Genomic DNA, 20,103 nt, shown 5'->3' on the forward strand with positions numbered 1-20,103 from the left:
CCATATGAGTTTAAAAACTATATGGAAGGACTTTTTTATTATTTAAGTAAATTACTCAAATGGACTGCTAACTACTTGTATAATATCTGAATCATCTATTAACGAAGATGTATTCTCATAAGATTGTTCAATTTTACTATAAGGTAGATTTTCCATAGTATTTAATGTAGTTTTATCTTCAAGAGGAACAATTTCATAAACCAATTTAGACCCCGAAGTATATTTATTTACCCAAGTAGGAATGCACGTAACATTACACACATAAGCCTCATCTTCAAGGTTATCTTTGGCAATATCAATAGTTACCATTAATCCATCTTCTGTATAAGAGGTACCTAAAATTTCTTCTCTTTGATTGGATATTAGATTTCCTAAAGAATATACAACTAAGGTATCATTTTCACCGTTAGAGGATTTAATCATTTCTACAGGTTGAACTACATGGGGATGAGAACCTATTATAATATCAACCCCGGCATCAGATAATTTTTGTGCTAACTCCTTTTGAAAGTTATTAGGCGTTCTTTGATACTCATTTCCCCAGTGAAGAATTACTATTTGCATATCAGTATCGCTTAGGCTAGATAATGTATTATTTATAGTAGAAAAAGCACTTTCTATATCAGACGAGCTAAATATATTAGCTTTATCCTTACATTCATCTGAAACTTGTATACCATTTAGGTACTTATTAGAACCTTTAATATCTCCATAAGAGTAAGATGTAATTCCTAATTTAATACCATTTACATCTTTTATGATATAGTCATCATCATCAACATTACTTCGAGTTCCTATTGTGTCAAAACCTAGTTCCTTCAAGGTAGAAAGTGTTCTTTCAAAACCTAAAGTACCCTTGTCAAATGTGTGATTATTTATAGTGGAAATTACATCGAAGCCTGAATTCTTTAATGCAACTGCAAGTGCATCCGGCGTATTGAAAGTAGGATAAGAGCTATAAGGTAAACTTTCTCCAGCTAAAGTAGTTTCTAAATTAGCAATACTTAAATCTGAATTTTCAATATAACTTTTTATATACTGAAAGTTATTATCAAAAGAATATGTATTAGTAGATGAGTCGTATTGAGCCTTTAACTGCGGAGTGTGAGCCATTACATCACCAACAGCAGTTAGGCTTAAGCTTGTAGGCTTATAAGAGTTATTTATTATATTAGATTGATTATTATTATTGTCACTAGAATCTGAACATCCTATAAATGATAATGCACAAACTAAAATCAAAATTAGCACTGATGCTAATTTTGATTTTAGTTTTATGAGTGTTCTATTATTCATTGTTATATCTCCCTTCCTATTTTATAATATCCCTATTTTATATAGTATACTAAATGGAAAAAAATTCAATAAAAAAGTTGGAGATTGTATACTTATACTGTCTGTTGACAATAATTAAAAAAATTAGAAATAGGTGAATACTATGAATAATAAAGAAAAAGGAGATTTAGGAGAGTTAATTGCATTAAAGTATCTTACTAAAAGTGGAGCGGAAATAATAGAGAAAAATTACAAAATAAAAACTGGTGAAATTGATATCATTGCTAAAATTGATAATGAATTAGTATTTATTGAGGTTAAATCTAGAAGCAATATTAGATATGGATATCCTGCAGAGGCTGTAAACTATAAAAAAATTAAAAAAATATCAAATGTAGCTAGATATTACATATTAATGAATCATTTCAATGATGTACCAATAAGATTTGACGTTATAGAAATATACTTTAATGAAAATAAAATTAATCATATTGTAAATGCCTTTTAGAAAGCGGGTAAGTATGCTAAGTATAATTAATTCTAGCAATATAATAGGAATAGAAAGTTTTTTGACTAAAGTAGAAGTAGATATAACTAATGGTATACCATGTTTTAATATAGTTGGACTTCCAAGCACAGAAATTAGAGAAGCTAGAGAAAGAGTAAAATCGGCAATTATAAATAGTGGATATAAATTCCCAAATTCGAGAATAGTTGTAAACTTATCTCCTGCAGACATGAAAAAAGAAGGATCTTTCTTAGATTTATCAATATGTATAGGATTGCTTAGAGATTATATCAAAAAAGATGAAAACTATATGAATGAAAGTATGTTTATAGGAGAGTTATCTTTAGATGGAAATTTAAGAAAGGTTAGAGGAATTTTACCTATAGTAATAGGAGCTAAAGAAAATAATCTAAAAAGAATTTTTATACCGGTAGAAAATTTAATAGAAAGTTTATATATAGATGGAATTCAAATTATACCTATACGTAGTTTGACTGAATGTATAGGATATTTAAACAAAGAGATAGATATAAATAAAGATAAAATATTATTAAATAATAAGTATGAATCTAAATTTAAAGAATTATATGAAGAAGACTTTGAAGATGTTAGAGGAAATTACTTCGTAAAGAGAGGAGCTGAAATAGCTGCCGCAGGAAACCATAACATTTTAATGATAGGACCTCCAGGATCGGGAAAAACAATGATTGCGAAAAGGATAACAACTATACTTCCTGAAATAGATAATGATGAAATGTTAGAGGTAAGTAAAATTTATAGTGTATCAGGGTTGATTGATGAAAACATAGGAATAGTTAACAAAAGACCTTTTAGGTCTCCTCATCATACGTCTACAAAACAATCATTAATTGGAGGTGGAAGTAATCCTAAGCCAGGAGAGGTGATCCTAGCTCATAGAGGAGTATTGTTCTTAGATGAAATAGCTGAGTTTGATAGGAAAATATTAGAGACTCTTAGGCAACCAATAGAGGATAAATATATAAATATATCTAGAGTTAAATATAATGTTAAATATCCATGTAATTTATTGCTGGTTGGAGCTATGAATCCGTGTCCATGTGGTTATTATATGTCTGATAAAGAATGCAAATGCAGGAATTACGAAGTTACTAGATATTTGAACAAAATATCAGGTCCTTTATTGGATAGATTTGATCTTTTTATTGAAGTAAATCAAGTTTCATATGAAGAATTGCATAGTTATAAAAAAACAGAAAGTTCTAGTGATATTAAATTAAGAGTTGAGAAAGCAAGAGAGTTACAAAAATACAGGTTTAAGAATGATTTGATAAGTAGTAATAATGAAATAAAGTCATCTAAAATAGATAAATATTGTGAGTTGGATAAAAATGCTGTAGAGATAACTAAATTAATTTTTAATAAATATAAATTAAGTAATAGAAGTTATACTAAACTTTTAAAAATGGCTAGAACAATAGCAGATTTAGATGATAGTGATACAATAAAATCGAATCATATAAATGAGGCTTTTTCATACAGGAAGGCTTATTATACTTACTTTAGATAGAGGTGAATTATGGAAAGAAAAGATGCATTTTTGTGGCTAAAATCCATAAGTGGTATAAGTACTAAAACGATAGAAAAACTTCAAAATGAAGTCGGAAATATAGAAAATTTAATGGAATTCTCTGATAGAGAAATATATACTTTAAAAAATATAAATTTAAATATTAAAGAAAATATAGTAAAATATAAAAGCAATTCATATTTAGATGAATTAAGAGAAATATTATATAAAAATGATGTTAAGTATTTTTGTATAGATGATGAATATCCTAGTGATTTAAAACATATATATAATGCGCCAATATTATTATTTTATCGAGGTGATTTATCAATATTAAATGATACTTTAAATATAGCTATGGTAGGTTCTAGAAAGCCAACAAGGTATGGAGTAAGTTGTGCAAAAAGCATAAGCAAGCAGTTATCAAATTTAGGAGTAAATATAATTAGTGGTTTAGCTATTGGAATAGACTCATTTTCGCATATAGGCTGTATGGAGGGAAAAGGAAAAACTGTAGCTGTTTTAGGATCGTCAGCTAATAATCCTCTACCGAGGCAAAATATAGCTTTAGCGGATAAAATCCTTGATAATGGTGGGCTTATTTTATCAGAATATAATGTTAACTCAGCTGTAATACCATCTAATTTTGTAAATAGAAATAGAATTATAAGTGGTTTAAGTAAAGGCGTTATAGTAGTGGAGGCTGCTAGAAAAAGTGGTGCATTAATAACTGTAGAGTTTGCACTAGATCAAGGAAGAAATGTATTTGCAATTCCTGGGAATATTAATTCAGAAATGAGTAAAGGATGTAATAAAATTATTAAAGAGGGTGCAAAATTAATAGAAGATTTAGATGATATAATTAATGAATATAATATAAGTTGCATTAATAAAGTAGAATTTGGTAAAAATTATGATAATATAAGTTTAAGTAAAGAAAGTATCACTGTAATTAATGCGATAAAAAATAAAGGGGTCTTGCAAATTGATGATATTTGTGATTATACTGGTATGGAAATAAAATCAGTAAATACATTATTAAATGAGTTATCATTAAAGGACATCATAATAGAAGGAAATAATAATACATATAGTTTAAATGTATAAATAACATAGATAGTGGGGGTGTGTGCTTTAAAATGGCAAAAACATTAGTCATCGTGGAATCGCCAGCAAAAGCTAAAACAATAGAGAAATTTTTAGGGAAAAGTCATTATACTGTAAAGGCATCTGTAGGCCATGTAAGAGATTTACCTAAAAGTAAGTTAGGTGTAGATATAGAAAATAATTTTGAACCTCAATATATTAATATAAGAGGTAAGGGCGATGTTATAAAAGAATTGAAAAAAGAAGCTAAAAAATCAAAGCAAGTATATTTAGCTACCGATCCTGATAGAGAGGGAGAAGCTATTTCTTGGCATTTGGCTCATATATTAGATATAGATGAGGATAAAAATTGTAGAATCGAGTTTAATGAAATAACTAAAGAAGCTATTAAAAAAGCTATAAAAAATCCTAGAAATATAAATATAAATATTGTTGATGCTCAGCAGGCAAGAAGAGTACTTGATAGGTTACTAGGGTATCAAATAAGCCCTATACTTTGGCAAAAAGTAAGAAAAGGTCTTAGTGCAGGTAGAGTGCAATCAGTAACAACAAAGTTAATTTGCGATAGGGAAAAAGATATAAATGCTTTTGTACCAAAGGAATACTGGACAATAGAGATTAATGCAAAGACAGAAGATAATAAAGATATTGTATTTAAGTTTTATGGTAAATCAAATGAAAAACTTGAATTAGAAAATGAAGAAATTGTTAATGATATTTTAAAACAAATAGAGAATAAAGATTTAATTGTAGAGAAAATAGAATCTAAATCAAGAAGAAAGGCAGCTCCAAAACCTTTTACTACTAGTATGCTTCAACAAGAAGCTGCTAATAAGCTATCTTTCACTACTAAGAAGACAATGATGATAGCACAGGAATTATACGAAGGTATAGATATAGAAGGAGAAGGTACAGTCGGTCTTATATCTTATATAAGAACAGATTCAAAGAGAATTTCTGAAGAAGCAAAAGATAGATCTAAGGAATATATATTAGATGAACTTGGAAATCAATATTATAAGAATGCCTCAGAAGATAAGAAAAAAGGGAAAGATAGTAAAAAAGTACAAGATGCTCATGAGGCTATAAGACCTACATCTGTATATAGGACTCCTGATAGCATAAAATCTTCTTTAAGCAAAGATCAATTTAAATTATATAACTTAATTTGGAGAAGATTTGTAGCTAGTCAAATGGAAGATTCTGTATTTGATGTTTTAAATGTAGAATGCAAGGTAGGAGATTTTATATTTAAAGCTACTGGTTCTAAAATGAAGTTTGATGGTTATACTAAGATTTATAACTTTACTGAAAGAGAAGATAAGATATTACCTCCTATAGAAGAAGGAGATTTATTAAATATAGAAGAGTTTATTCCAAATCAACATTTTACTCAGCCTCCTGCTAGATATACAGAAGCTAGTTTAGTAAAAACTTTAGAAGAATTGGGAATTGGTAGACCTAGTACTTATGCTCCTACGATTGCAACTATACTAAATAGAGGTTATGTAGAAAAGCAAGGTACAAGTTTATATCCAACTGAATTAGGAGTAATAGTCACAAATATTCTAGAAGATAATTTCCAAAAATTTATAGATGTAGACTTTACAGCACAGATGGAAAATGAATTAGATAATATAGAAGAAGGAAATACGGATTGGAAGTGTGTTGTAGCCCAAGTATATGCTCCATTAAAAGAAGCTATAGAGACAGCTATTGCGAATGTAGAAAAGGTAAATATGGATGAAGAAACAGATGAAATATGTGAACTTTGCGGTTCTAATATGGTTATAAAGTATGGTCGATTTGGAAAATTTATGGCTTGTAAAAATTATCCAGAATGTAAAAATACAAAGCCTCTTGTTAATAAAATTGGTGTCAAGTGTCCTAAGTGTGAGGATGGAGATATAATTCTTAGAAAGTCTAAAAAAGGTAAGGCATTTTATGGATGTTCTAATTATCCTAATTGTGATTTTGTATCTTGGAGCAAACCTACAGGTGAAGTCTGTGAGGATTGCGGTTCATATATGGTAGAAAAAGTTACGAAAACTGAAACAAAAAGTGTATGTTCAAATAAAGAGTGTAAAAAATAGAAAATATGTACTATAAATTTGTGGAAGTTGAATGAAAAGTCTAATTATATTTTATATTGAAAAACCTTTCGTTTTATGATAAGATTTTCATTGCACAAATTATGAATATAAGTTTTTGTTTAAACATAAAGAAATTTGAAGAAAGATATAAAAAAGGTTATTTTAGGCCGATATTTCATGAGGAGATGATTATAAATGGCGAGCGAAGTGCTACAAAAAACGAGAAGGATAAATAAGACATTACAAACAAATGGTGGAAGCAGCGTTTCTTTTGAATTATTAGCAGGCGCATTAGGAGAAGTTCTTAGTGCAAATGTATATGTACTAAGTTCAAAAGGAAAAATACTAGGCCTTTATCTTAATGATGAAGAAGATAGTTCGGTAATCGAAGAAGAAGGAACTAATCAAAGAATGTTCACAAAAGAATATAATCAAAGTCTATTAAGAATAACAGAGACTCTAGATAATTTAACTGGGGAGGAAGTTTTAGATTTATTCCCAGATGAGCACGGAAGACTTGAAAAATATACTACTATAGTTCCAATATTAGGTAGCGGACAAAGATTAGGAACTTTAGTATTATCAAGATATAATAATAAATTTACAGATGATGATTTAGTTATATCAGAGTATAGTGCTACAGTTATAGGTCTTGAGGTATTAAGAGCTTTAAGTGAAGAGCTAGAAGTTGAAATGAGAAAAAAGGCTGTAGTTCAGATGGCAATAGGAACATTATCTTACTCAGAATTAGAAGCAGTAGAGCATATATTTGATGAATTAAATGGAAAAGAAGGTTTACTTGTAGCAAGTAAAATAGCAGATAGAGTTGGAATAACTAGATCTGTTATAGTAAATGCTTTAAGAAAATTTGAAAGTGCAGGAGTTATAGAGTCTAGGTCGTTAGGTATGAAAGGAACTCATATAAAAATACTTAATGATAAACTTATACCTGAGCTAAAAAAAGTTAAAAATTCTAACTAATAAAATGTTATGAGTGGAAGGTATCTAGTAATAGATACCTTCTTTTTAATTATGAGTAAATTATAATTTATTTGGATTTATGGATAAGTTATAATTTAGTATCATATGAATTTAAAACATTACATCGATACATTGATCAAACGAAGCAAATTTTTTATATAAGGAGGAGACGATGCAACCTTTAGCAGATAGATTAAGGCCAGAAAAAATAGAGGATATGATAGGTCAATCACATATAATAGGTGAAGGAAAAGTTCTTAATAAAATAATAAAAAATCAATCTATACCAAATATGATTTTTTTTGGACCTCCAGGTACAGGAAAGACAACATTAGCTAATATAATAGCTAATACTACAGGAAAGAAATATGTAAAACTAAATGCTGTAAACTGTGGTGTAAAAGAAATAAAAGAAGTTATTGATACTACGAAGCAAGATTTATTTTCATATAATGGTATAATTTTGATGCTTGACGAAATTCAAGCTATGAATAGAAAACAACAACAAGCTCTACTTGAGGTTATAGAAGATGGATCAGTGACATTAATAGCAAGTACGGCTGATAATCCTTATTTTGTTATATACAAAGCTATCTTGAGTCGAAGTTCTATATTTGAATTCAAAGCGATAGATAAGAGTGATATATTTAAAGGACTAAAAAGAGCTGTAGATAAAATAGAGGGCTTATACTCATATGAAAGTATAAAAATAGATGATGAAGCCTTAGATTGTATAGCAGAGACTTGTAATGGTGATATGAGAAGTGCTTTAAATAAATTAGAATTAGCTTTTAATTTAGGAATAGACGTACCATCTAACTCAGTTAATGTATCATTAGATACAGTTATACAATCATCAAGTTTAAAAAGATTGAGTTATGATAGAGGTGGAGATGATGGGTATTCGATTTTATCGGCATTTCATAAATCTTTAAGAGGCTCAGATGCAGATGCATCTATACACTACCTAGCTAGGCTTATTAAGGCGGAAGATATGCAGGGAATTACTAGAAGGTTATTATGTGTTGCTAGTGAAGATGTTGGATTGGCTGTTCCTCAAGCTATAACTATAACAGAAGCCTGTGTTTCATCAGCGCTACAGTTAGGTTTTCCAGAGGCTAGGATACCTCTTGCACAAGCTACTATATACCTAGCTCAATGTCCGAAATCAGACTCAGTTATTAAAGCAATTGATTCTGCCTTATATGATTTAGATAATTTGGAAACTGGAGATATTCCTATACATCTTAAAGATGCTCATTATCTGGGAGCAAAGAACTTAAGTAGAGGTGTAGATTATAAATACCCGCATAACTATGTTAATCATTATGTAAAGCAACAATATCTGCCAGATGCTATATGTGATAAAGTTTATTATAACCATGGAAATAATAAAAATGAATTAGCTTTTAAACATTATTGGGATAATTTAAAAAAATAGTTTATAATTAATATTAAATTAATAAACTAATAATATAAAATGAAATATTTCGTTATTTAAGTTTGTATCAGGGGGAAGTATTATGATTATAAAGCTTGATTCTTCTTATCATAATAAAGTTATAAAGTACCTAGAAAAAGAATCAGAATTCAATCTATTAACAATAGGTGACATAGAGAGGTATGGGTATGATAACTATTTTTTGAATATATGGGCAGGAATAAATAGAAGAGGGGAAATAGAAGGTATACTTTTAAAGTGTTTTGAATTTATTATTTTTTATGCTTATGACAAGTTTGATATAAATGCATTTGCAAATTTAATAAATAATATGGATTACTCAGAAATAAGTGGAAAGTCTGATGCTGTAGATAAGTTAGCTAATAAATTAAGATTATATAAGAGTAGAAAAGTTAAGTTTTGTAAGTTAGAGAGTAAACAATTTTTAAATGATGATGGGGTAGACGTAAAAGTCAAAAAGATGAGATTTAGGCACTTAAATAAAGTAACAAAGTTATATGAATCTATTGATGAATTTGAAAATACAACAATAGAAAATCTTAGGAGTGGACTTAAAACAGGTAGAGGATATTATATAGAAATTGATAGGCAAATAGTAGCCATGGCTAAGAGTACAGCAGAAAACAAGAAATATGCTATGATAGTAGGAGTTGGAACTCATCCTAATTATAGAAATAGAGGATTAGCTACTAAATGTATAGTAAAAATATGTTCAGAACTTTTGGATGAAAATAAGACTCCTTGTCTATTTTATGATAATGAGGAAGCTGGTAAAATATATAGAAAACTAGGTTTTGAGAATATTGGTAATTGGAGTATTTATTATAAGAATTAGTAGCTATACATTTTAGTTATTATTTGTTTAATTAAAAATTATAATTGAACTTGAAATATAAAATTGTATATAATATTTATATAATTAAAAAATTAACAAAAATAGAAGGGGGAATCAGAATGTACAATATAGGGATTGATGTAGGTGGAACTAGTATAAAAGCTGGTTTAGTTGAAGATGGAAATATAACAGTAAAATCAAGTAGAGACGTAAGAAAAGCCTGTGGATTTAAAGAGGTCATAGAAGACATCGAGTATGTTATAGATGAAATTTTAAAAAAGAAAAAAATAAAAATAGAAGATATAAGCACTATCGGAATTGGAATACCAGGAGTTGTAGATAAAACAGGATGCGTAAATTGTGTAAATTTAGGGTTAAAAGGCGATCCTTTGGAATTAAAGTTAAAAGAGAAATTTCCTAATATAAAGATAGTTGTTGAAAATGATGCTAACGTAGCAGCTGTTGCTGAGTATAAGTATGGAAGTATGAAGGGTTATGATATAGGCGTTATGTTAACCTTAGGAACTGGAGTTGGAGGCGGTATAATTATAAATGGAAAACCTTTCTCGGGGGCTCATGGAATAGGTTCTGAAATAGGTCATATTATACTTGATTCCAATTTCTACACTTGTAACTGTGGAAATAATGGATGCTTTGAAACTTTTTGTTCAGCAACTGCTATAATAAGGTATGCACAAAAATTAATTAAAGAAGGTCGAGAAACTTTAATATTCAACATGGCTAAAGGTGATATAGAAAAGATAACTGCTAAAATGGTATTTGATGCGTATAAAAAGGATGACGAAGTTGCAAGAGATGTAGTTAGGAGATTTAAGGAATATTTATTAAAAGGTATTATGAGTGTTATACATTTTATAGACCCAGAGGTTATATCTATAGGTGGTGGAGTATCAAATGCTAGTGATATAATATTAGAAGGATTAGAAGAAAAGATAAAGAAAAGGGTTATTTACAATGGAAATGGAGTAGCAAAGATAGTAATTGCTGAATTTAAAAATGATGCAGGTATATTAGGGGCTTCGGCTCTATAGAAGTCATGATATATGAAAGCTAGTAAGAAACCTAAAATTGGGGATTTGCTAGCTTTTTTGTGGTAATATAATTAATTTTAAATCTGACAAAAATACTAGGAATTTAATCTTGACAAAAATACTAGGTTATAATACAATAATTTTGAAGATAATTCCTACTGAAATAGTATGATTTAGATTTCAGTATAGAGGGTGATTAAATATGAAACTATCAACTAAGGGTAGATATGGATTAAAGGCTATGTTTGAACTATCCATAAATCAGAGTCAAGGCCCAGTACCGCTTAAGGTAATAGCTAAAAATCAAAATATTTCAGATCAATACTTAGAGCAGATTTTTTCTACATTAAAAAAATCGGGCTTAATTAAAAGTGTAAGAGGTGCACAGGGTGGGTATCTATTAGGTAAGGATGCTAAAGATATTAGTGTTGGAGATATCCTAGTAGTTCTTGAAGGTCCAGTATCTTTATCTGAATGTGTACTAGATGAAGATGTATGTGAAAATTCAGGAACTTGTATAACAAAAATAGTTTGGGAAAAGTTAAAAAAGGGTATAGAAGATGTTATAAATTCAATTACCCTACAAGATATGATAAATGATTACGACAAAAATAGATTATTAGAACATGATATAGCAAATTTAATATCAAGAAGATAGGGAGTGTAAAAGATAATGGAAAAAAGAAGAATATATATGGACTATTCTGCAACTACTCCAGTTAAAAAAGAAGTTGTAGAAACTATGATGCCTTACTTAACAGACTATTTTGGAAATGCGTCAAGCTTCCATTCATTCGGTAGAGAAGCTAAAGAAGCTTTAGATAAGTCTAGAAGTCAAGTAGCTTCACTTATAAATGCAAATCCAAATGAAATATATTTCACAGCTGGTGGAACAGAAAGTGACAACTGGGCAATAGAAGGTGTTGCATTTGCACATAAAAACAAAGGTAATCACATAATAACTTCTAAGATAGAACATCACGGTGTACTTCATCCATGTGAATATTTAGAAAAGCATCATGGATTTGAAGTTACTTATTTAGATGTTGACTCTGAAGGTAGAGTAGATTTAGAACAATTAAAAAAATCAATAAAAGATACAACAATATTAATAACAATAATGTTTGCTAATAACGAAATAGGAACTATACAGCCAATAAAAGAAATAGCTGAAATAGCAAAAGAACATAAAATAATATTCCATACAGATGCTGTTCAAGCTGCAGGAAACATTAATATAGATGTAAAAGATTTAGGTGTAGACTTAATGAGTATGTCATCTCATAAAATATATGGACCAAAGGGAATAGGAGCTCTATATATAAAGAGAGGAACTAAACTTCATACATTTGTACATGGTGGTGCTCAAGAAAGAAAGAGAAGAGCAGGAACTGAAAATATACCAGCTATAGTTGGATATGGTAAAGCTGCAGAAATGGCAAAAGCAAATATGGACAACCATATAGAGACTTTAACTAAGTTAAGAACCAAGTTAATAGATGGAATATTAGAAAGAATACCACATACAAGAGTAAATGGTAGTTTAACTCATAGATTACCAGGTAATGTAAACTTTGGATTCGAGTTTATAGAAGGTGAAGGAATACTATTATTATTAGATATGTTAGGAATAGCTGCATCAAGTGGTTCAGCTTGTACTTCAGGATCATTAGATCCATCTCATGTTCTTATGGCGATAGGATTACCACACGAATTAGCTCATGGATCATTAAGACTTTCAATTGGAGATTTTACGACAGAAGAAGATATAGACTATATAATAGATAACTTACCAAGGGTTATAGAGAGATTAAGAAGCATGTCACCTCTTTATGAGACATATGTAAGAGAGCAAGGGCAATTAAATAAATAATTATTGATGGAGATTTAGGAGGATACAATTATGCAATATAGTGATAAAGTTATGGACCATTTTATGAATCCAAGAAACGTTGGACAAATAGAAGATGCAAGTGGTGTTGGAGAAGTTGGAAATGCAAAGTGTGGAGATATAATGAGAATATATCTTGACATAGATGAAAACCAAATAATAAGAGATGTTAAATTCATGACATTTGGATGTGGATCTGCTATAGCAAGTTCATCAATGGCTACAGAAATGGTTAAAGGGAAAAGTATACATGAAGCTTTAGAAGTTACTAATAAAGCTGTTGCAGAAGCTTTAGATGGTTTACCACCAGTAAAAATGCACTGTTCAGTATTAGCTGAGCAAGCTATAAAATCAGCATTAATAGATTATGCAAAGAAAAATAATATACACATACCAGAATTAGATGGTGTTGTTATAGATGATGATCATGACCATCATCATGATATAGAAGAGGATGAAGAATAATAAATATTTTATATAACACGTTATACGTGGGGCTTGGGCTGGAATATAAATATACCTGTCATGCAGCTGAAATAATGCTGCAAATGACATTTATATTTATATTTCCAGCCCTTCGCTTTGGTATAACATAAATTCTATCTAAATATTTTATTAGTGAGAAGAAAATATAAAAAGATTGAAATAAGTTTGTACTTTTAAAAAGTGTATAAAGTAGATATAATAAAAAGAACGAGGTGATTTTAATGAGCAAGAAAAAGGTAATGATAGGTATGAGTGGTGGAGTTGATAGTTCGGTTGCTGCTTATCTATTAAAAGAACAAGGCTATGATGTAATAGGTGTAACTATGAAGTTATGGCAAGACGATGAAGATGACGATATAATTGAAAATGACGGAGGTTGTTGTTCATTAGCTGCAGTTGAGGATGCAAGACATGTAGCTCAAAAGATAGGTATACCTTTCTATGTTTTAAACTTTAGAGAAGTGTTTAAAGAGAAGGTAATTGATTATTTTATAGATGAATACTTAGAAGGTAGAACTCCAAATCCTTGTATAGCATGTAATAAACATATAAAATTTGATGATTTTTATAAAAGAGCTAGACAAATAGGTTGTGACTATGTAGCAACTGGTCATTATGCTAAAATAGAAAAGGATGAAGAAACTGGAAGGTACTTACTTAAAAAGTCTGTAACAGATAAAAAGGATCAAACATACGCTTTATACAATATGACTCAAGATCAATTAGAGCATACATTACTTCCTATAGGAAACTATGAAAAAGAGAGAGTAAGAGAAATTGCTAAGGAATTAGGTTTTGATGTTCATAATAAACCAGATAGTCAAGAAATATGTTTCGTTAAAGATAATGACTATGCGGGTTATGTAACAAAACATGCAAACAAAAGAATAGAGGAAGGTTTCTTTGTAGATACTAAAGGTAATGTACTAGGTAAACACAAAGGTATAGTTCATTATACTATAGGTCAAAGAAAAGGTCTCGGGATTGCTTTTGGAAAGCCAATGTTTGTAGTCGATATAGACCCAGTTAAAAATACGGTAATTCTTGGTTCTAATGAAGATATATTTAAACATGAGCTTATAGCACATGATGTAAATTTAATAAGTATAGATGAAATAAAAGAGCCGATAAGAGTACAAGCTAAAGTAAGATATTCAGCAAAACCTTCATGGGCTACTGTTTATAATAATGGTGATGGTACTATAAAAATGGTATTTGATGAAGCCCAAAGGGCAATAACTAAAGGTCAATCAGTTGTAATGTACGATGGAGACATAGTTGTTGGTGGTGCGATTATAACTAAAAGTTTATAAAATACGTATTGATTATTTTTGTAAAATTTAGTAATATAACAATATATAGAGTCAAAATTTAAAAGCATTAAAGACACTGAAAAGAAATAGTAAATTATTTGAAGTCTTACAGAGAGAGGGGAATGGTGGAAGCCCTTAGAATAAAATAATTGAAGCAGTCTTGGAGTTACAGCTTGGAAATTTAGTATAAGCTGTCGGTAGTTCCGTTATAACTAAGGTTTTCCGAAGATATCATAAATTTTATGATAATTAGGGTGGTACCGCGAAATAATCTCGCCCCTATAGTTTATATAGGCGCGAGTTTTTTTATTTCTAATTATTTTATATTTCTACTTTCTGAGATTAAAATATTTGCAACATGTACTAAAATCAAGCAAATTTTTGTTACATAAATAATTTACTAATATAAAGAATATAAACATAAGGTAATTTTACAGGAGGAAATTTATATGCAAAACATGGGATTAAATGAAATCAGAAGTAAATTTTTAAACTTCTTTGAATCTAAGGGACATTATGCTGCAAAAAGTGCTTCTTTAGTTCCACACAATGATAAAAGTTTATTACTTATAAACTCAGGTATGGCACCTTTAAAAAATTATTTTGCAGGAGTTGAAGTGCCACCAAGTAAAAGAATGACTACTTGTCAAAAATGTATAAGAACTGGTGATATAGAAAATGTAGGTAAAACTGCAAGACACGGAACTTTCTTCGAAATGTTAGGAAACTTTTCATTTGGAGATTACTTTAAGAGAGAATCTATAAGATGGGGATGGGAGTTCGTAACAGAGCACTTAAGCATACCAGAAGATAGATTATGGGTAACTGTATATGAAGAAGACGATGAGGCATTTGATATATGGTCAAAAGAAATGAATTTCCCAACAGAAAGAATTGTTAGACTTGGAAAAGATGATAACTTCTGGGAAATAGGTACTGGACCATGTGGTCCTTGTTCAGAGATATACTTTGATAGAGGAGAATCATTTGGTTGCGATAATCCAGATTGTAAGCCAGGATGTGATTGTGATAGATACTTAGAATTCTGGAACCATGTATTCACTCAATTTGATAGAGATGAAGAAGGTAACTATGGGCAACTTGAACATAAGAACATAGATACTGGTATGGGTCTTGAAAGAATGGCTTGTATAATGCAAGATGTTGATAATATATTTGAAGTAGATACAATAAGGCATATAATAAGTAGTATAGAAAAGGTTGCCAATGTAGAATATGGAAAAGATGCTAAAACAGATGTTTCTATAAGAATAATAACTGACCATATAAGAGCTGTAAGCTTCTTAGTTGCAGATGGAGTATTACCATCAAATGAAGGAAGAGGATATGTTCTTAGAAGACTATTAAGAAGAGCTGCTCGTCACGGAAAACTATTAGGAATAAAAGAAAACTTCTTATATAAATTAGTTGATGAAGTTATAAAAGTAAGTGGAGAAGCTTATCCAGAATTAGTAGAAAAAGAAAGCTACATAAAGAAAGTTATAAAAATAGAAGAAGAAAAATTCAATGAAACTATAGATCAAGGTAGTGAAATATTAGCTTCATATATAGAAGATTTAAAGAAAAATAATTCAAAAACTTTAAGTGGAGAAAATGCATTTAAATTATATGATACTTATGGTTTCCCAATAGACTTAACTAAAGAAATATTAGAAGAAGTTGGTCTTGATTTAGATGAAGAAGCTTTCAATGATGAAATGAATAAGCAAAGAGAAAGAGCAAGAAGTGCAAGAGGAAATATGGAAGGCGAAAGCTGGAAGGAAGATCCATTATCTAAATTAGATGAATCTGCATCAAGTTCATTTGAAGGTTATAATGACTTAAGCTTAGTAGGTAAAGTTAATGCGATAGTTATGAATGATGAAATAGTAGAATCTGCTAAAGAAGGAGATAAAATAGCTATAGTATTAAATCAAACTACATTCTACCCAGAAGGTGGAGGACAAGCAGGTGATTGTGGAATACTTTCTAACGCTAACGTAACTATAGAAATAACTGATACTAGAAAGGGCGCTAACAATACTATAAAACATATAGGATTTGTTAAATCTGGGGAAGTAAAAGTAAATGATGAGTTAACAACTTTAGTAAATAGAGATGTTAGAATGGCAAGTGCAAGAAACCATACTGCTACTCACTTATTACACAAAGTACTTAAAGAAGTATTAGGAGAACATGTTAACCAAGCTGGATCTTTAGTTAATGCAGAAAGATTAAGATTTGACATTACTCATTTTGAAGCAATATCTAAAGATGAGTTAAAATTAATAGAAGAAAAGGTAAATGATGCAATACTAGCTTCTTTAGAAATAAATTGTGAAAATATGGGTATAAATGAAGCAAAAGAAAAAGGAGCTACAGCACTATTTGGCGAAAAGTATGGTATGGAAGTAAGAGTTGTTTCTATGGGAGATTTCTCAATAGAACTTTGTGGAGGAACTCATTTAAAAAATACTTCTCAAGTAGGTATGTTCAAAATATTATCTGAAGGTGGAGTTGCTGCAGGTGTAAGAAGAATAGAAGCTATAACAGGAAAAGCTGTATATGAATACTTAAAAGAAAGAGATGCAGTAATAGCTGATATTTGTACAACTTTAAAAGCAAAAGAAGATAATTTAACACAAAGAGCTACTCAATTAGTAGAAGAAAATAAATCTTTAGCAAAAGATTTACATGAAATAAAAGCTAAGATGAGTTTACAATCAGCAGATTCTATATTAGATTCTAAGATGGAAATAAATGGAGTAAACTTAGTAACTGCAAAATTTGAAGATATGGATATGAGCACATTAAGAGAAACAGCTGATAACTTAAGAGATAAATTAGGTTCAGGTGTCGTAGTTATGGCAAATGTAGCAGATAATAAAGTTAACTTCATAGTAACTGCAACTAAAGATGTATTAGAAAAAGGTATACACTCAGGTAATATAGTTAGAGAAGTTGCTCAAATAGCTGGCGGAAAAGGTGGAGGAAGACCTAACATGGCTCAAGCTGGAGCAAGCGATGTAACAAAAGTAGAAGAAGCTTTAAATTATGCAGGAGAGGTAATAAAATCTCAAGTAAAATAAGTTTACTAGAAGGGGGATTTACTTTGGAAAAAGATCTAGATTATACTGTTAAGTTCGAATGTTTATCTGAAGATAAAATGAGTGTTGGGGATACAATAGATTTTGTATATAAAGCATTAATAGAGAAAGGTTATGACCCTATAAATCAACTTATAGGGTACATTCTTTCTGGTGATTCAAGTTACATAACTAGTCATAAAAATGCAAGAGCAATAATAAAGAGATTCGAAAGAGATGAAATTCTTGAAGAGGTAATTTCTTATTATGTAAAAAGAAAGTAGGTCAACTTCATGAAGAAAAAGATCGCATCATTGTTAATGACTATTATGATATTGGTGTGCTCAATACCAAGTAATAGTTTTGCAGATGAAAGTAAAAAAACAATATTTATTAATATGGATAGAACAAGCCTAGAAAGTATGCTTGAAATACCTGCCATAAAGGATGAGTTAGTTAAAAGAGGTTACATTGGCCTTATGAACATAAGAGGTGACAAAGGTACTGATGATAAAAGATCTTATGCATCTATAGGAGCTGGTCGTAAAGCGAATGTAGCAGCAGATGAATATATAAACTTTGTAGAAAATACAGAAATGAATTCAAAACTATATGAATCTTCAGTTGGTGAAAAACCTAAGGCCATAAACGATATAACTATAAATATGTCTTTAGCGGCAAGTAAGCAAGGTGAATATGGAGCAATATTAGGTACATTAGGTCAAACACTATCAGACAATAATATAAATTACTCAGTGCTAGGTAATGCCGATATGCAAGTTAATGATCAATTGGTAAAGAATAGAAACATAGGTTTACTTGCTATGGATAATTACGGAAGAATACCTTCTGGAAATATTGAAGATATAAATATTGAAGACTCTTCAATGCCATTTGGAATTAGAACTGATTATGATAAACTAATTACTGAAACTAATAAATACTATAATAATAGTGATGCTTTATTTATAGAATTAGGTGATACATATAGGTTAGATAATTATAGAATGAACCTTAATTCGAAAACACTAGGACAAATGAGAACTGCTATATATAGTAATATAGACAAATATCTAAGAGAAGTGTTTAGCATGGTAGATGAAGATGATGTTATATATATAACTAGTGTTTTCCCTAGTGAATCAGATTATAAAAATAAAAGAAGACTATCTCCTGTAGTAAAATTATCTGGTGATGGTAAAGGTATATTAGCATCGTCAACAACTAGAAGAGATGGTATTATATCTAATATAGACTTAGGTGTTGATATATTAAATGAATTTGGTTTAAGTAATGAGTTAATGTCTGGAAGGGTTTTATCATTTATTGATAAAGATGATAATATTGGCTATTTATCTCATGAATATGATAAAATAGTTTCTATATCAAAAACAAGATCTGATATAATTAATACATTTGTAATTATTATAGCAGCTTCATGGGTAATTGGAATGCTAGCAGTATTTGCTAGAAATAAAATACCGTATAAAGAAAAAGTATTTACAGTAATAAAAGAGCTTATAAAGCTCGGCATAATAATGCCTCTAGCATTTTTAGTAGCACCATTAGTAAATTATAGAACAGAATTTAGCATAGGAACTACAATAATTATTTCAACTTTAGTTTTATATGTACTTGGTAAAGTATTATTTAAAGATGATATAAAAAATATGGGATTCTTTGCTTTCTTAACTATTATGATAATAGCAATAGATTCGGTATTTGGAACTTATTTAATGCAAAATAATATAATGAGTTATGATGCATTAATTGGAGCTAGATATTATGGTGTAGGAAATGAATATGAAGGAGTTACAATAGCAAGTGCTATATTTGGTTTTTCAGTCTTACTAAACTATAAAAAGATACCAAAGTGGTTAGCAGCAGTAGCGTTATTCATAATACTTATTACTAGTGCACATCCAGCAATGGGAGCTAATGTAGGTGGTGCGATTTCAGAATCTATAGGATATTTATTATTTGTTATGCTTATATTTGATATTAAAATAGATTTTAAGAAAGTTATTATTTTAGGATTATCTGCAATAGCTGTTGTGGGAGTATTTGCTTTATTTGATTTAGTATCAGGAAGTCAGTCTCATTTAGGAGCTTTTGTTAATCAAATATTATCAGAAGGGCCAAGTGCTATTATAAGTACATTTGCGAGAAAGATACATATGAATATAAAATTAGCTCACACTAGTGTATGGGTTAATATATTGCTTGCTGGTATTGCTGTAATAGGAGTTCTTATATTTAGACCGTCAGAGCATTTTAAAAGAATAGCTTTAAGATATCCTATTATATTTAAAGGCTTTATAGCCTCAATGGTAGGATGTGTAGTTGCTCTTTTAGTTAATGACTCAGGAATAGTAGCAGCTTCAACAGCATCTATTTATATTTTAATTCCAATTATTATAATGAGTATAAATATGATTATATTTGAGGATGAGAAATAAGAGAAT

At 29.6% G+C, this 20,103-nt stretch carries 16 protein-coding genes and 1 other annotated feature; of the genes, 15 read left to right on the forward strand and 1 reads right to left on the reverse strand.

Annotated elements, in window-relative coordinates:
• Nucleotides 1-51: 51 nt before the first annotated feature.
• Entirely contained in the window at nt 52-1,296 is a 1,245-nt protein-coding gene (locus H8923_RS04970) for a CapA family protein (RefSeq protein ID WP_153924188.1), read from the reverse strand.
• 142 nt (nt 1,297-1,438) lie between these two features.
• On the opposite strand from H8923_RS04970, the gene H8923_RS04975 reads away from it, so the two are divergent.
• The 15 genes from H8923_RS04975 to H8923_RS05045 all read left to right on the forward strand — a co-directional run bounded on the left by H8923_RS04975 (nt 1,439) and on the right by H8923_RS05045 (nt 20,097).
• Nucleotides 1,439-1,783 carry a YraN family protein gene (locus H8923_RS04975; protein WP_153924190.1) on the forward strand — a complete coding sequence of 115 codons (345 nt, stop codon included), beginning with the start codon at nt 1,439-1,441 and terminating at the stop codon, nt 1,781-1,783.
• Nucleotides 1,784-1,796: 13 nt separating this feature from the next.
• A complete protein-coding gene (locus H8923_RS04980; RefSeq protein ID WP_153924192.1) occupies nt 1,797-3,332 on the forward strand; it encodes a YifB family Mg chelatase-like AAA ATPase in 1,536 nt (511 codons plus the stop codon).
• 9 nt (nt 3,333-3,341) lie between these two features.
• On the forward strand, nt 3,342-4,439 hold the full coding sequence (gene dprA / locus H8923_RS04985) for a DNA-processing protein DprA (protein ID WP_153924194.1): 1,098 nt from the start codon (nt 3,342-3,344) through the stop codon (nt 4,437-4,439).
• Nucleotides 4,440-4,471: 32 nt separating this feature from the next.
• Complete coding sequence (gene topA / locus H8923_RS04990) at nt 4,472-6,532, forward strand: type I DNA topoisomerase (protein WP_153924196.1); 2,061 nt, start codon at nt 4,472-4,474, stop codon at nt 6,530-6,532.
• Between the two features lie 195 nt (nt 6,533-6,727).
• Nucleotides 6,728-7,513 (forward strand): GTP-sensing pleiotropic transcriptional regulator CodY, encoded by a 786-nt coding sequence (codY, locus tag H8923_RS04995; RefSeq protein ID WP_153924198.1) that lies wholly within the window; start codon nt 6,728-6,730, stop codon nt 7,511-7,513.
• Nucleotides 7,514-7,685: 172 nt separating this feature from the next.
• Nucleotides 7,686-8,954, forward strand: a complete 1,269-nt coding sequence (locus H8923_RS05000) for a replication-associated recombination protein A (RefSeq protein WP_153924200.1) — start codon at nt 7,686-7,688, stop codon at nt 8,952-8,954.
• 82 nt (nt 8,955-9,036) lie between these two features.
• Complete coding sequence (locus tag H8923_RS05005) at nt 9,037-9,810, forward strand: GNAT family N-acetyltransferase (protein WP_153924201.1); 774 nt, start codon at nt 9,037-9,039, stop codon at nt 9,808-9,810.
• Between the two features lie 119 nt (nt 9,811-9,929).
• Nucleotides 9,930-10,862 carry an ROK family protein gene (locus tag H8923_RS05010; RefSeq protein WP_153924202.1) on the forward strand — a complete coding sequence of 311 codons (933 nt, stop codon included), beginning with the start codon at nt 9,930-9,932 and terminating at the stop codon, nt 10,860-10,862.
• 202 nt (nt 10,863-11,064) lie between these two features.
• Nucleotides 11,065-11,520 carry an RrF2 family transcriptional regulator gene (locus H8923_RS05015; RefSeq protein ID WP_153924203.1) on the forward strand — a complete coding sequence of 152 codons (456 nt, stop codon included), beginning with the start codon at nt 11,065-11,067 and terminating at the stop codon, nt 11,518-11,520.
• Between the two features lie 15 nt (nt 11,521-11,535).
• A complete protein-coding gene (nifS, locus tag H8923_RS05020; RefSeq protein WP_153924204.1) occupies nt 11,536-12,735 on the forward strand; it encodes a cysteine desulfurase NifS in 1,200 nt (399 codons plus the stop codon).
• 30 nt (nt 12,736-12,765) lie between these two features.
• Nucleotides 12,766-13,218 (forward strand): Fe-S cluster assembly scaffold protein NifU, encoded by a 453-nt coding sequence (nifU, locus tag H8923_RS05025; RefSeq protein ID WP_147540875.1) that lies wholly within the window; start codon nt 12,766-12,768, stop codon nt 13,216-13,218.
• A gap of 242 nt (nt 13,219-13,460) precedes the next feature.
• Nucleotides 13,461-14,552, forward strand: coding sequence for a tRNA 2-thiouridine(34) synthase MnmA (gene mnmA, locus H8923_RS05030; protein WP_153924205.1), 1,092 nt, complete (start codon nt 13,461-13,463; stop codon nt 14,550-14,552).
• Nucleotides 14,553-14,619: 67 nt separating this feature from the next.
• Nucleotides 14,620-14,836 (forward strand) — a binding site (T-box leader).
• A 165-nt stretch (nt 14,837-15,001) separates the two neighbouring features.
• Nucleotides 15,002-17,641 (forward strand): alanine--tRNA ligase, encoded by a 2,640-nt coding sequence (gene alaS / locus H8923_RS05035; RefSeq protein WP_153924206.1) that lies wholly within the window; start codon nt 15,002-15,004, stop codon nt 17,639-17,641.
• Nucleotides 17,642-17,664: 23 nt separating this feature from the next.
• Entirely contained in the window at nt 17,665-17,922 is a 258-nt protein-coding gene (locus H8923_RS05040; protein WP_153924207.1) for an IreB family regulatory phosphoprotein, read from the forward strand.
• 9 nt (nt 17,923-17,931) lie between these two features.
• On the forward strand, nt 17,932-20,097 hold the full coding sequence (locus H8923_RS05045; protein ID WP_153924209.1) for a hypothetical protein: 2,166 nt from the start codon (nt 17,932-17,934) through the stop codon (nt 20,095-20,097).
• The last annotated feature ends 6 nt before the right edge of the window (nt 20,098-20,103 follow it).

Origin of the sequence: Romboutsia faecis (assembly GCF_014323405.1) — a bacterium.
In the GTDB taxonomy this organism is placed as follows: Bacteria; Bacillota; Clostridia; order Peptostreptococcales; family Peptostreptococcaceae; genus Romboutsia_E; species Romboutsia_E faecis.

Coding starts and splice junctions, on each gene's coding strand:
- H8923_RS04970 (WP_153924188.1), bottom strand. CDS start 1,296: ATGAATAATAGAACACTCATAAAACTAAAATCAAAATTAGCATCAGTG.
- H8923_RS04975 (WP_153924190.1), top strand. CDS start 1,439: ATGAATAATAAAGAAAAAGGAGATTTAGGAGAGTTAATTGCATTAAAG.
- H8923_RS04980 (WP_153924192.1), top strand. CDS start 1,797: ATGCTAAGTATAATTAATTCTAGCAATATAATAGGAATAGAAAGTTTT.
- dprA (WP_153924194.1), top strand. CDS start 3,342: ATGGAAAGAAAAGATGCATTTTTGTGGCTAAAATCCATAAGTGGTATA.
- topA (WP_153924196.1), top strand. CDS start 4,472: ATGGCAAAAACATTAGTCATCGTGGAATCGCCAGCAAAAGCTAAAACA.
- codY (WP_153924198.1), top strand. CDS start 6,728: ATGGCGAGCGAAGTGCTACAAAAAACGAGAAGGATAAATAAGACATTA.
- H8923_RS05000 (WP_153924200.1), top strand. CDS start 7,686: ATGCAACCTTTAGCAGATAGATTAAGGCCAGAAAAAATAGAGGATATG.
- H8923_RS05005 (WP_153924201.1), top strand. CDS start 9,037: ATGATTATAAAGCTTGATTCTTCTTATCATAATAAAGTTATAAAGTAC.
- H8923_RS05010 (WP_153924202.1), top strand. CDS start 9,930: ATGTACAATATAGGGATTGATGTAGGTGGAACTAGTATAAAAGCTGGT.
- H8923_RS05015 (WP_153924203.1), top strand. CDS start 11,065: ATGAAACTATCAACTAAGGGTAGATATGGATTAAAGGCTATGTTTGAA.
- nifS (WP_153924204.1), top strand. CDS start 11,536: ATGGAAAAAAGAAGAATATATATGGACTATTCTGCAACTACTCCAGTT.
- nifU (WP_147540875.1), top strand. CDS start 12,766: ATGCAATATAGTGATAAAGTTATGGACCATTTTATGAATCCAAGAAAC.
- mnmA (WP_153924205.1), top strand. CDS start 13,461: ATGAGCAAGAAAAAGGTAATGATAGGTATGAGTGGTGGAGTTGATAGT.
- alaS (WP_153924206.1), top strand. CDS start 15,002: ATGCAAAACATGGGATTAAATGAAATCAGAAGTAAATTTTTAAACTTC.
- H8923_RS05045 (WP_153924209.1), top strand. CDS start 17,932: ATGAAGAAAAAGATCGCATCATTGTTAATGACTATTATGATATTGGTG.